Origin of the sequence: Aminobacter aganoensis (genome assembly GCF_014206975.1) — a bacterium.
Taxonomy (GTDB): Bacteria; Pseudomonadota; Alphaproteobacteria; order Rhizobiales; family Rhizobiaceae; genus Aminobacter; species Aminobacter aganoensis.
In genome coordinates, this window is the sequence record NZ_JACHOU010000001.1 from 1 (window position 1) to 13217 (window position 13217).

Consider the following 13217-nt stretch of genomic DNA (forward strand, 5'->3'; position numbering starts at 1 on the left):
TGGCAGATGCCGGTCGCCTTGATCTCGACGAGCACCTCGCCCTCGCGCGGACCCTCCAGGTCCACCTCCATGATCTCGAGCGGCTTTCCGGCTCCGACGGCAACTGCGGCGCGGGTTTTCATGGCGATGTTCCTTCATGTATTTCGGGGGCAAAAATTCGGCGGCAGGGTTTCAGGTTTTGGCCGGGCGATCAACCGGGAAGGCGACATCGCAAGGTGCTAAAGCGGCTTCCCCGCATCGTCCTCCACAAGGCGTTTCCGGCGTGACCCCATGCGGGATGGACACGATGGCGCCCCTGGCCGAACATGCCGGCCGAAATCCTCCCTGCAAGGCAAACGATTCGATGTCGAGTGAACGGCCCCCGCGCGATCCACTGAAGCGTGAAGCGCTAAAAGCAGAAGCAAAGCCAGAGGCTTCGGCAAGGACGTTCATTCACCTGCGTGTTCATTCCGCCTATTCGTTGCTCGAAGGTGCGTTGCCGCTCGGCAAGGTCGTTGCACATGCCGTGAAGGACGCTGCGCCGGCGATTGCGGTTGCCGACAGCAACAATCTGTTCGGCGCGCTGGAATTCGCCCAGAAGGCGACCAAGGACGGCGTGCAGCCGCTGGTCGGCTGCCAGGTCGATGTCGACTTCGCCGAAAACATGGATGCCAGCCAGCGAGGGCCTGTTTTCAAGCAGGCGCTCGACCTGTTTCCCATCGTGCTGATCGCCGCCACCGAGGCGGGTTATGCCAACCTCGTGCGCATCGTCAGCCGCATGTATCTGGAAACGCCCAATGGCGAACCGGTGCATGCCAAGCTCGACTGGATCGAGGCACTTGCGGACGGCATCATCTGCCTGACCGGCGGGCCGCGCGGACCGGTAGGCAGCGCGATCAAGAGCGATCACCACGCCCTGGCCGAAGCCCGGCTTGTCGGAATGCAGGCGACGTTCGGCGACCGGCTTTATGTCGAGCTGGAACGCCTGGCCGGCTATGATCGCGGCATCGAGGCCGCAACAATCGACCTTGCCTACCGGCATCGCCTGCCGCTGGTTGCGACCAATGAGGCGTTTTTCCCGACCCGTGCCGACTATGAGGCCCACGACGCGCTGATCGCCATCGCCGAGGGTTCGGTGGTTGCCGAAGACAACAGGCGTCGACTGACCGCGGACAATTTCCTCAAATCCCAGAAGGAGATGTCGGAGCTTTTTGCCGATCTGCCTGAAGCGATTGACAACACGGTCGAGATCGCCCGGCGCTGTTCGTATTATCCCAAGAACCGCAATCCGATCCTGCCGCGCTTCACCGGCGGCGACATCGCCGATGCGGATGCGGCGGTGGCGGCCGAGGCTGCGGAGCTGACCCGGCAGGCCCATGATGGCCTTGCCATGCGGCTTGAATCCCGCGGCTTGGCAGAGGGTTACACGCCGGAGCAATACAAGGAGCGTCTCGAATACGAGCTCGGCATCATCGAGCGCATGAAATTCCCCGGCTACTTCCTGATCGTTGCCGACTTCATCAAATGGGCGAAGGTGCAGGGCATTCCGGTCGGCCCGGGCCGCGGTTCGGGCGCGGGTTCGCTCGTCGCCTATGCGCTCACCATCACCGACGTCGACCCGCTGCGGTTCTCGCTGCTGTTCGAGCGCTTCCTCAATCCCGACCGCGTCTCGATGCCCGACTTCGACATCGACTTCTGCCAGGATCGGCGCGAAGAGGTCATCCGCTACGTCCAGGCCAAATACGGCCGCGACCAGGTTGGCCAGATCATCACCTTCGGAACGCTGCAGGCGCGCGCCGTGCTGCGCGACGTCGGCCGCGTGCTGCAGATGCCCTACGGCCAGGTCGACAAGCTCTGCAAGATGGTGCCGCAGAACCCGGCCAACCCGGTGACGCTCGGCCAGGCCATCGAGGGCGAGCCCCGCTTTGCCGAGGAAGCCGAGCGCGAACCGATCGTCCAGACGCTGCTCGACATGGCGCAGAAGCTCGAAGGCCTCTACCGCCACGCCTCGACCCATGCCGCCGGCATCGTCATCGGCGACCGGCCGTTGTCCGAACTCGTGCCGATGTACCGCGACCCGCGCTCAGACATGCCGGTCACCCAGTTCAACATGAAATATGTCGAGCAGGCCGGGCTGGTGAAGTTCGACTTCCTTGGCCTGAAGACCCTGACGGTGCTGCAGAAGGCGCTGCAGTTCATCAGCCGCCGCGGCGTTGACATCGATCTCGCGCTCATCCCGCTGGATGATCCGCTGACCTATGCCATGCTGTCGCGCGGCGAAACCGTCGGCATCTTCCAGGTTGAAAGTGCCGGCATGCGCAAGGCGCTGATCGGCATGAAGCCCGACCGCGTCGAGGACATCATCGCGCTTGTGGCGCTCTATCGCCCGGGCCCGATGGAGAACATTCCGACCTACAACAACCGCAAGCACGGCGAGGAGGAAATCGCCTCGATCCATCCGATGATCGACCATCTGGTGAAGGAGACCCAAGGCGTCATCGTCTACCAGGAACAGGTCATGCAGATCGCGCAGGAATTGTCGGGCTACTCGCTCGGCGAAGCCGACCTTCTGCGCCGCGCCATGGGCAAGAAGATCCGCGCCGAGATGGACAAGCAGCGCGAGCGTTTCGTCACCGGTTCCATGGAAAAAGGGGTGTCCAAGCCCCAATCCAATGCCATCTTCGATCTGCTTGCCAAGTTCGCCGACTACGGCTTCAACAAGTCGCACGCCGCAGCCTACGCCATCGTTTCCTACCAGACGGCCTATCTGAAGGCGCATTATCCAGTCGAGTTCCTCGCGGCCTCGATGACCTACGATATGTCCAACACGGACAAGCTCAACGACTTCCGCCAGGACGCCATGCGTCTCGGCATCGACGTCGTGCCGCCATCGGTCATGACCAGCTTCCGCGATTTCGAGGTTGGCGAAAAGAAGATCTTCTATTCGCTCGCCGCCATCAAGGGCGTCGGCGAGGCGGCGGTCCAGCACATCGTCGCCAAGCGTACCGAGAAGCCGTTCGCCAGCCTCGCCGACTTCTGCGAGCGCATCGATCCCAAGATCGTCGGCAAGCGTGTTTTCGAAAGCCTGATCATGGCCGGTGCGTTCGATTGCTTCGGCTACGATCGCGCAGCCCTGATGGCCGGCATCGAGCGCATGATGGGCCTGGCCTCGCTGGCGCATGAAAACGCCACGCTTGGCCAATCCGACATCTTCGGCAGCGCCTTTTCGGGGCAGGCGCCGGTGCTGCACCTGCCGCAGGCCGAGCCGTGGCTGCCAGCCGACCGTTTGCATCGCGAATTCCAGGTCGTCGGCTTCTATCTGTCGGCGCATCCGCTCGACGAATACAAGGCGGCGCTCGAAAAGATGCGTGTCCAGAACTGGACCGACTTCGCCGCGGCCGTGAAGCGCGGCGCAACCGCCGGCCGCCTTGCAGGCACGGTGACAACCAAGCAGGAACGCAAGACCAAGACCGGCAACAAGATGGGCGTTGTCCAGTTCTCCGACGTCTCCGGCCAATACGAATCCGTGCTGTTTTCTGAAGCGCTGGCGCAATACCGGGACCTGCTCGAGCCTGGCAAGTCGGTGGTCATCACGGTCGCTGCCGAAGACCGCCCGGAGGGTGTCAGCCTGCGCATCCAGACCGTGCAGTCGCTGGAAGACGAGGCCAGTCGGGTGCAGAAGACGCTGCGCATCTTCGTGCGCGATGCAACGCCGCTCAACACCCTGTCCAACCACCTGACGGTGCGAGGCGAGGGCGAGGTCAGCTTCATCGTGCTCAAGGGCGAGGCGCAGGGCGAGATCGAGATCGAGTTGCGCGAGCGCTATCGCATCACGCCGTCCATCGCCTCCGCCATGCGGGCGGTGCCTGGCGTGGTCGAAGTCGAATTGGTCTAGGTGTCGCGCTTGGTACCGGCACGCCGAATTGCGGCGTGTTGCGGCGGACAATCCCAGCTGGTAATTTAGGTGGCGCTCACATGTAGTGCGTGCCGCTTCTGGGCATGCGCAATCCAGCTTCAATCGCTTTGATTTCAGGATCGCACCAGGCACTTGAAGGCTTCGTCATGGACGAGAAGGCCGCCGCATCAGAGCTCATGCAGATGGTGAATGGGTACCAGGTATCCCAGGCGATCTGCGTTGCGGCAACGCTTGGCGTTGCCGACCACCTGGCCAACGGGCCGCGCACAAGCGACGATCTCGCGGCAGCCACATCGTCACACCCGCAGTCGTTCTACCGGCTTCTGCGTGCGCTGGCGTCGGTTGGCGTGCTGCACGAAGGCGACGCGCGCCAGTTTTCACTCACCAGCCTTGGCGCAGGTCTGCGTTCCGATGCCGAGCACTCCGTCGGAGCGTGGGCGCGCATGGTCGGGCGAGCCTATTATCGCGATGCGTGGAGCGAACTGCTGCACAGCGTGCGCACCGGCGAGAATGCCTTCGCCCACGTCCATGGGACAGGCGTCTGGCAGTATCGCATCGAGCATCCAGAGGAATCCCTGATCTTCGACCGGGCGATGTCGTCCTTCGTGCCTGCCGTCGCCGCGGCCGTCCTGGCTGCATACGATTTCAGCAGGTTCGAGATCTTGATGGACGTCGGCGGCGGGCAGGGCGCGCTGCTGGCCGCCATATTGGCTCGCAACCCGTCGCAGCGGGGCATCCTGTTCGACCAGCCGCAGGTGGTGGAGGGCGCGGGGCCGGTGCTGCAGGCAGCGTCGGTGGCCGAACGCTGCCAGGTGATCGGCGGCGACTTCTTCCGCGCCGTGCCCGAGGGGGCCGACGCGCATGTGTTGAAATGGATCCTGCATGACTGGGACGACGAACGCTCGATAGCCATCCTGAAAAGCTGCCGCAGGGCGATCAGGCCTGGCGGCAGGCTGGTCGTGCTGGACGCGGTGCTGGCACCGCCCAACGAAGGCGCGCGCGCCAAGTTCGCCGACCTCAACATGCTGGCAGTGCCCGGCGGGCAGGAGCGGACCGAAGACGAGTTCGCAGGTCTCTTCGCTGCCTCCGGCTTCCGTTTGACGAACATCGTCGACGCCGGGCCGCGCATCAGCCTCATCGAGGGCAAGCCAATCTGAAGGGCAGCTCAGTCGTCCAGCGGTTCCGGCGGGCGGGTGTTGCGGCCCTTGCCGAATGTGTAGCCGGTCTCGACGGCTTGCCTGCCGAACTTGCCGCGCAGCACGTCGATGGCACCTTCCGCAAGTGCGCGCTTGCGTGACTGGACATCGACCAGGTCGGGCGGATCGGCGCGTCCGTCGTCCGACAGGTCGCTGACGCCGATGCCGAGCAGGCGGTATTTGGTGCCATCGGTTTCCCTGGCCAGCAATTGCATGCCGGTCTGGAAGATGCGGTCGGCGAGCCTTGTCGGATCTGCAAGCTGCCGGTTGCGGGTCTTGGTCTTGAAATCCTGCGTCTTGAGCTTCAGCACGACGGTCCGGCCCGCGATTCCCGCTTTCTTCAGCCGCGCCGACACCTTCTCCGACAAGGCGCGCAGGACCGGCACGAGGTCGGCCGACGTCCCGAGATCGGTGTCGAAAGTCGTCTCCGCCGAGACGCTCTTTGCCTCGTGCTCCGGCGACACCTGGCGGTCGTCCTGGCCGCGTGACAGGTGGTAGAGCCGGCTGCCCATGGTGCCGTAGCGCCGCATCAGGTCGCCGCGATCCATCCGCTGGAGCTGGCCGATGCTGCGGATGCCATCGTGTTCGAGCGTTGCCGCAAAGGCCTTGCCGACGCCCCAGATCATCGTCACGGGCTGTTGCGCCAGGAAACCCACTGCCTCTGCCTCGCCGATGACGGCAAAGCCGCGCGGCTTGCGGAAGTCGGAGGCGATCTTTGCCAGGAACTTGCAGTAGGACAGTCCTGCCGAGACTGTGATGCCGATCTCCTTTTCAACGGCGGCTGCGAATCGGGCCAGCACCAGGGCCGGCGGCAGTCCGTGCAAGCGCTCGGTGCCGTCGAGATCGAGAAACGCCTCGTCGATGGAGATCGGCTCGACCAGCGGCGTCAGCGCCTGCATCATCGCACGCACCTCGCGGCCGACACGGACGTATTTCTCCATGTCGGGCTTGACGACCACCGCTTCCGGACAGGCTTCGAGCGCCTTGAACATCGGCATCGCCGAGCGCACGCCATGGATGCGGGCGATGTAGCAGGCTGTCGAAACCACGCCGCGCTTGCCGCCGCCGATGATGACGGGTTTGTCCTTCAGGTCGGGGTTGTCGCGCTTTTCCACGGCGGCATAGAAGGCGTCGCAGTCGATGTGGGCGAGATGCAGCTTGTAGAGTTCGGCATGGCGCAACAGCCGAGGGCTGCCGCAGGCATGGCAACGCGGGCCCGTGCCGCGCTGAAGGCCAAGGCAGTCGCGGCAGAAACCGTGGCTGGGATCGTTGACAGGCATCGCCTTCACTGCGAACATAAAGAGAACGAAGGCGATTTTATGCCAGCCGCTGTGCCGCGACAAGGCTGCGCGACGGAGCTATCCATGACTGATGCCATCTTGCCGCTGACGCCTGATCTGTGGCCGCATTTCGAAGATCTGTTCGGCAAGCAGGGCGCTTGCTACGGCTGCTGGTGTACCTATTTCCGGTTGCCGCCGGCGGCCCGCCGCGCAAGCAATCGCGAGCGCAACAAGGACCACATCAGGGCGCGCATCGAGGTAGGGCCGCCGCCGGGCTTGCTTGCCTTGGAGGCCGGGCAGGCGACAGGCTGGATGCAGATCGGCCCGCGCGCCGACGTGCCCGAGTTCAACAATGCGGGCAGGGGTTCCGCTCCTCTCGATCCCGGTGATGCCGCTGACCCCGGCGTTTGGGCGATCTCGTGCTTTTTCATCCGCAACAAGGCGCGCGGCCGGGGGCTGACCCACCAAATGGTCGGTGCCGGCATCGACTTCGCGCGCCGGTGCGGTGCCCGGCGGCTGGAGGCATGCCCGATGGACCAGTCGAAGGATTCGCGCTCGGTCGGCCTTTTCGTCGGCTCGACAAGGGTGTTCGAGCAGGCAGGCTTTCGGCGGGCGGCCGAGCGCAAGCCCGGCCGACCGCTGATGCAACTGGAGCTCTGAGGCGCTCAGCCGGAAAAGCCGCCGCTTTCGAGGAACGCCAGTTCCTGCTCGCTCGACTCGCGCCCGAGGATGAAGTTGCGGTGCGGGAATCGGCCGAAACGCGCGACGATGTCGCGATGGCCAATGGCGTGCTTCAGGTAGTCGCCACCAAGGGCGGTCGAGCGTTCGAGCGGGATGTCGTGGTCGGCCAGCGTTTCCGAGTGCGAGAACGGCAGGTAGAAAAACACGCGGATCGGTCCTTCGGTGGCCATGTCATGGCCGTCGTCGATGACCTTGCGGGCGAAATATCGGGCAAGCGGATCGGTGGCATACATGTGGCCGCTGCCGCGGAAACAATTGCGCGGAAACTGGTCGAGCAGGATCATCAGCGCCAGCGCCCCTTCGGGGTCGCTGGCCCAATGGTCGCACTGGCGCTTGGCGGCAGCCATGTGCAGGTCGCCGAAACGGCTGCGGAACCGGTCGTCGAACATATCGTCCTTGCGAAACCAGCCTTCGGGGCCGGCTTCGCGCCAATAGGCGACGACTTCGGTTGCGCGCTGCCTGTCCATCATGATCAATTCCTTTCCGTCTGTTCGGCCGTCTTCCTGGCGATGACGCTTGCCGCTTCCTCGTTGAGTGCCTTGGCGGCACGGCGCGGTGGCGTCAGCGGCGTCGGCACCGGGCCCGGTATGTTGCCCTGCAGATAGTTTCCGCCGGACCGGATGTCACCGGCGAACTGCATCTCCAGTCGCGCCGCATCTCGATTGCGCACTTCTTCGATCACTTCGGCGACTTCGTCGGGATCCTCGCCGAGCTTTTCAAGCGTGGAGCCGCCGAACAGCAGCGCCGATTCGAATGTCTCGCGCAGCTGGAAATCGACGCCGGCGCGAATGAGCTCGATCGCCGTGCCGCGGTCGTAGGCTCGCGCCAGCACGGGTATCAGCGGGAATTCGGCCCTGAGGTGCCCGGCGATGCGGACAGCCACATCTGCCTTGTCGACGCAGATCAGCACCGCTCGGGCGCGTCCAGCACCAGCGGCATGCAGGATGTCGAGCCTGGTACCGTCCCCGTAATAGACCTTGAAGCCGAAATCGGCCGCCGCCTGGATCATTTCGACATCGTTGTCGATGATCGAGACATCGACGCCGCGCAGCAGGAGCGGCTGGCTGGCGATCTGGCCGAATCGCCCGAAGCCGATGACCAGTACCGTGCCGCTCAGTTCCGCCGCCACGTCGACGTCTTCGAGCGACTGCTCGTCCTTTGGCGTGAAGCGGCGCAGCACCATGATCGCCAGCGGCGTCAGCACCATGGAGATGATGATGATCGCTGTGAGGATGGCGTTGGATTCGCCGTCGATGATGCCGACGGCGAGGGCAGACGAATAGAGCACGAAGGCGAATTCGCCGCCTTGCGCCATGACCACCGCGCGCTCCAGGGCCTCGCGATGTCCGGAGCGCAGGCAGCGCGCCACGACGTAGATGCCGATGCCCTTCGCCAGCATGTAGACGACGACGTAGAAGGCGATCATCTGCCAGTTGGCCGCCACCACCAGCAGGTCGAGCGACATGCCGACTGCGATGAAGAACATGCCGAGCAGGATACCGCGGAAGGGCTCGACGTCGGCTTCGAGCTGGTGCCGGAAGGTCGATTCGGAAAGCAGCACGCCTGCGAGGAACGCGCCCATCGCCATGGAGAGGCCGCCAAGTTGCATCGCGAGTGCCGATCCAAGCACGACCAGCAGTGCGGCGGCGGTCATCACCTCGCGGGCACGCGAATCGGCAAGGACACGAAACAGCGGGTTGAGCAGGTAGCGGCCGGCCAGCACCAGGCCGGTGATGGAGGCGATGCCGATGCCGATGTCAGTCAGCCGGCTCGCCCAGCCGGCATCGGCCTCGCCGGCCGAAACCGGGGCGAGGAACGCGACGAGCGCCAGCAGCGGGACGATGGCGAGATCCTCCAACAGCAGGATCGACACCATGCGCTGGCCTTTGGGCGTCGACATCTCGCCGCGCTCTTCGAGCAGTTGCATGACGATCGCCGTGGAGGTCAGGACGAAGCCGGCACCGGCGACGAAGGATTGCGCAACGGAAAACCCTGTCGCCAGCCCGATCGATGTCAGCAGCAGGGCGCAAAGGCCGACCTGGAATGCGCCAAGGCCGAAGATCTCTCGGCGCAGGCCCCACAGCCGCGACGGCTGCATCTCGAGACCGATGATGAACAGGAACATCACCACGCCGAGCTCGGCGACATGCAGGATGGTCTCCGCCTCGGAGAACACGCCGATGCCGAACGGGCCGATGATGACGCCGGCAGTGAGGTAGCCTAGGATCGAGCCGAGGCCGATGCGCTTGAATATGGGGACTGCGACGACGCCCGCGGCCAGCAACGCCACAACCGGTATCAGATCGACGCCCGTAGTCTCTGCCGCCATGCGCTATGTCGATCCTTTGTTTGCGGAGCAAGCCGCTTGAGGGGAAGTTCAAGATAGGTGGTTCGTGCGCCGCCGAACAGCCCGGCTGATCGATCGAAATTTCCATGCGGGCGAGACGCACGCGCTGGCCCTACAACCTGCCATTGCGTGTGACATGTCATGACGTTAAGGGCGATGTCGTTTCGACCTGCGGGGGGTTGAACTGCCGCCGGCATTTCCTGCCGGCTACGAGGAGAGGACTGACATGAACAAAAAGATGCTGTTTGCCGTGCTCGGCGTTGCTGCGCTTGGCCTTTCGGCTTGCTCGAAGGCCGCGCCGGAGTGCACCGCCGAAGTCATGACCAAGAAGGCCCAGGAAGTGGGAACGGCGCTTCAGGAAGCGGTGACCAAGGATCCGGCCAAGGCTGCCGAACTTTCCGCCAAGGTGCAGGAAGTTGCGTCCAAGTACACCGGCGCCACCACCTCGGAAGAGGCCTGCAAGGCCTATGACGAGCTGCTGACCGTCATCAAGGGCTGATTCGCGGCGAGAATCAGAAAGGGCGGCGCCGGTGGCGCCGCCCTTTCTTCATTGAGGCAAGGGCTATCAGTTCTTGGCGATGGCGCCGACCGCGGTGTCATCGACACGCGACAGCTTCATGCCGATCACCGGCACCAGCTGCTTGTCGACACGCACCGAAACGGTGACATGCATCGAATTCTCGTCCGGCACGCGGGCCTGCATCACGCCGTTGAGCTGGTTGCGGTTCAGCGAAAGCACGACCTTCCTGCCGTCGACGACGTTGCCGGACACGATGTCGAGACCCTTGCCCGCGGAGCCGTCGAGGAAGGTCCCGCGATAAGTGCGTCCCTTCTGCTCGATGGTTGCCGACATTTTCTGGGTAAACACGCCGACGCGGCAGCCGCCATCGAGCGACATGCCGACCTTGCCGTCCGGCGTCGAGCCGGTGAAGCTGCAGGTGAACTTGGTACCCTTGTACTTGCCGGCGACGATTTCGCCGGGCCCGACCCATTCGCCCTGGACCGACTTGAAGAACTTCTTGTCGCGCTCGGGTGCCTTGGCGGGCTCGGCATGCGCCAAGCTTGAAAGCGACACCGCCATGACGGGCAGAACGGCGGACAAGAACAAGCGCTTCATGGGCACACCCGACAACAGGAAACTGGAACGACTGATTGCAGGGACCATGGCGAAAAATGGTTAATGCTTCGTCTATTTGGCCTTGTCGGCACCCTTGTCCCTGGTGGCGAATGAGGTCAATGCGGCGAGGAAATCGCCCATGCCGGGCCGCTTGACCGCGGCGAAGGGCAGGGGGCGCGCCGTCTCCATCGCAGCGATTCCGATACGCGCAGTCATCATGCCGTTGACCACGCCTTCGCCGAGCTTTGCCGACAGTTTTGCCGCAAGTCCGTGGCCCACGAGCTGCTGGACGAAACTGTCGCCGACGGCGATCGAGCCGGTGACGGCGAGGTGGGCGAGCGCACTGCGGGCCAGCCTGAAGAAGCCGAGCGTACCCGGGCGGCCGCCATAGAGCTCCGCCAGCCGGCGGATCAGCCGGCCGGCCTCGAACACGACATAGGCAATGTCGACCAGCGCGCGCGGGCTGACTGCCGTGACGAGCGACACGCGCTTGGCGGCATCCAGTATGAGGATCTTCGCCTGGGCATCGAGCGGCGTCAGGATTTCGGTCTCGGCCAGGCGTACCAGATCGGTGCCGTCGATGACTTCGCCGCGCAGATCCGCCAGCGCGCGCCTGCCCGCCGCCGTTTCGGGTTTCGACGCCAGCAGGCTCGACAGTTCGTCGACGACGCCGCGCGCGGCCTTTGGGTCGTTGCGCTCGATCGCATCCGTCGCCCGGTTGCGCAGCCGCTCGACCGAAGCGAGCCGGAAGACCGCGAGCACTTCGCGCACCAGAATGACGACAAGCGCAAACGCAGCGATGGTCGCGGCACCCACCGCCAGCCAGCCAAGCCAATCGGCGCGAGCGAACAGGTCGCGGATCAGCCGGTCCGTCCACAATCCGATGCCGAGCGATATCAGGATGCCCGCCGCCGTGAGGAAGATTGCGCCTAGTCGTGACCTGCGCCTGGGAGGCGTAGCTGGCGGCGGTTCGGCCGTGACAAGGTCCGCCTCGTCAAACACGTCGAATTCGGCTGGGGTGACGATGACCGACCCTGTGGCCAGCGCACGCGGTTTGCGCTCGGTCGCCTGAGGTGTCTTGGCCGCAGCGGTGTCCCGTACATCGGCTTCCGGCTCGATGCGGAACGCGGCAGGCTTGCGCGGCGTGCTCATGCGAGGTGGTCTCCGATCAGGAACTGCAAGGCGCGGTCGAGCCGGATATGGGGCAGCGACAGCGTCACGCCTTCGGTGGTCCGTTCCAGCCTGGGCGGACGGAAGCGTACGAAGCGGATCGTCGGGTCGTTGGCATCCTGGCGATGATTGGTGCCAAAATCCTGAAACACGACATCGGCTTTTTCCGGTAAGTCTCCGGGAAATATGGCTGTTTCGGAGTTTCCGTCGAATCGCTCTTTGCCAATCGCCTCGCCATCGATGGGCGTTCCGATGATGACGGGCAGGGTGTCGCGGCCTTGCTTGACCGTGCCTTCACGCGTGGCGCGCACCGCAGCCAATGCTAGGACGTCGACTTCGGCACCTGACAGGTTCGCCCGCGCCACGGCGCGATCGGTCAGCCGCCGCACGATCGATTGCAGCCGGTCGTGGCTCTCGTGGTGCAGGTGGTCGGCCTTGGTCGCGGCCACCAGGATGCGGTCGATGCGCCGTGAAAACAGGTCGGTCAGGAGGTTGCCCCGGCCTGGGCGAAAGCAGGCCAGGATTTCGGTCACCGCGCGCTCCAGGTCGGCAATGGCGCCAGGGCCGGCATTGAGCGCCTGCATGGCGTCGATCAGCACGATCTGCCGGTCGAGCCTTGCGATGTGTTCACGGAAAAACGGCTTCACCACATGTGTCTTGTAGGCCTCGTAGCGCCGTTCCATCATCGCATGCAGCGAGCCGGGACGGGCGCGCTGGCCAAGGCCTGGCAGCGGTGCAAAGGTCAGCGCCGGCGAGCCCTCGAGGTCGCCCGGCATCAGGAAACGCCCGGGCGGCAAGGTCGACAGCGCGCGCTCGTCGTCTTTGCATGCCTTGAGATAGGCGGAAAACGTCTCGGCAAGCTTCCGGGCAGTCATCTCGTCGGCGTCGGCTTCCGGCTTCACCGTGGCCGCAAGCTCGCGCCAGGCCTCGGACAGATCGGCCCTGACCGGCAGGCGTGCAAGCTCAAGGGCTTCCCGCGAAAAGTCGTCGTAACTCTTGCCGAGCAGTGGCAGGTCGAGCAGCCATTCGCCGGGATAGTCGACGAGGTCGATGGACAGTTTTCCGGCTGAAAACATGCGGTTCCAGCCGGAGGCTGACTCGAATTCTATGGTCAGCCGGAGTTCCGAGATGGCGCGCGTCGAGTCTGGCCAGATACGCTGATCGACAAGCGCCGCAACATGATCTTCGTACTGGAACCGCGGCACGGCGTCGTCGGGCTGCTCTTCGAGGAAGGCGCGCGCGATGCGGCCGGATTTCTGGGCCTCGAACAGTGGCAGCCGGCCGCCATGGATCAGGTTGTGCACGAAGGCCGTGATGAAGACCGTCTTGCCGGCGCGGGAAAGTCCGGTGACGCCGAGGCGCAGGGATGGCGAAAACAGCCCCGTCGCGCGTCCGGACAGCGTGTCCAGCGCGATGCGCGCCTCGTCGGTAAAGGTGGTCAGTGACGCCAATCGTCATCCCCCATGCGGTC

The 13217-nt window shown here is 64.5% G+C and carries 10 protein-coding genes and 1 pseudogene; 4 read left to right on the plus strand and 7 right to left on the minus strand.

Translation table 11 applies throughout. From position 1 onward, the window contains the following. A pseudogene (locus tag GGR00_RS00005) lies at positions 1-122 on the minus strand (S-(hydroxymethyl)glutathione dehydrogenase); the annotation flags it as partial. Between the two features lie 221 nt (positions 123-343). On the opposite strand from GGR00_RS00005, the gene dnaE reads away from it, so the two are divergent. Together dnaE and GGR00_RS00015 are read left to right on the plus strand one after the other, a co-directional pair. Then, the gene (gene dnaE, locus GGR00_RS00010) at positions 344-3874 is read left to right on the plus strand and encodes a DNA polymerase III subunit alpha (protein WP_055973982.1); all 3531 of its coding nucleotides are present in this window, start codon (positions 344-346) and stop codon (positions 3872-3874) included. A gap of 167 nt (positions 3875-4041) precedes the next feature. Then, positions 4042-5052 (plus strand): methyltransferase, encoded by a 1011-nt coding sequence (locus tag GGR00_RS00015; RefSeq protein ID WP_055973956.1) that lies wholly within the window; start codon positions 4042-4044, stop codon positions 5050-5052. Between the two features lie 8 nt (positions 5053-5060). Here GGR00_RS00015 and GGR00_RS00020 read toward each other — a convergent pair whose 3' ends face one another. Next, positions 5061-6389 (minus strand): DNA polymerase IV, encoded by a 1329-nt coding sequence (locus GGR00_RS00020; RefSeq protein ID WP_184697016.1) that lies wholly within the window; start codon positions 6387-6389, stop codon positions 5061-5063. Positions 6390-6455: 66 nt separating this feature from the next. Between GGR00_RS00020 and GGR00_RS00025 the strand changes: the two genes are divergently transcribed. Beyond that, positions 6456-7031, plus strand: a complete 576-nt coding sequence (locus tag GGR00_RS00025; RefSeq protein WP_055973950.1) for a GNAT family N-acetyltransferase — start codon at positions 6456-6458, stop codon at positions 7029-7031. 5 nt (positions 7032-7036) lie between these two features. Here the strand turns inward: GGR00_RS00025 and GGR00_RS00030 are convergent, their stop codons facing one another. Next, on the minus strand, positions 7037-7579 hold the full coding sequence (locus tag GGR00_RS00030) for a DUF924 family protein (protein ID WP_082496503.1): 543 nt from the start codon (positions 7577-7579) through the stop codon (positions 7037-7039). Positions 7580-7584: 5 nt separating this feature from the next. Then, positions 7585-9441, minus strand: a complete 1857-nt coding sequence (locus tag GGR00_RS00035) for a monovalent cation:proton antiporter-2 (CPA2) family protein (protein ID WP_055973945.1) — start codon at positions 9439-9441, stop codon at positions 7585-7587. Between the two features lie 244 nt (positions 9442-9685). On the opposite strand from GGR00_RS00035, the gene GGR00_RS00040 reads away from it, so the two are divergent. Further along, positions 9686-9958, plus strand: a complete 273-nt coding sequence (locus GGR00_RS00040) for a hypothetical protein (RefSeq protein WP_156381184.1) — start codon at positions 9686-9688, stop codon at positions 9956-9958. A 66-nt stretch (positions 9959-10024) separates the two neighbouring features. Here the strand turns inward: GGR00_RS00040 and GGR00_RS00045 are convergent, their stop codons facing one another. The 3 genes from GGR00_RS00045 to GGR00_RS00055 all read right to left on the minus strand — a co-directional run bounded on the left by GGR00_RS00045 (position 10025) and on the right by GGR00_RS00055 (position 13197). Next, positions 10025-10576 carry a hypothetical protein gene (locus GGR00_RS00045; RefSeq protein ID WP_055973942.1) on the minus strand — a complete coding sequence of 184 codons (552 nt, stop codon included), beginning with the start codon at positions 10574-10576 and terminating at the stop codon, positions 10025-10027. Between the two features lie 72 nt (positions 10577-10648). Further along, complete coding sequence (locus tag GGR00_RS00050; protein ID WP_055973939.1) at positions 10649-11728, minus strand: YcjF family protein; 1080 nt, start codon at positions 11726-11728, stop codon at positions 10649-10651. Further along, a complete protein-coding gene (locus GGR00_RS00055) occupies positions 11725-13197 on the minus strand; it encodes a YcjX family GTP-binding protein (RefSeq protein ID WP_055973936.1) in 1473 nt (490 codons plus the stop codon). Before GGR00_RS00055 ends, GGR00_RS00050 begins: the two co-directional genes overlap by 4 nt. Positions 13198-13217: the final 20 nt, after the last annotated feature.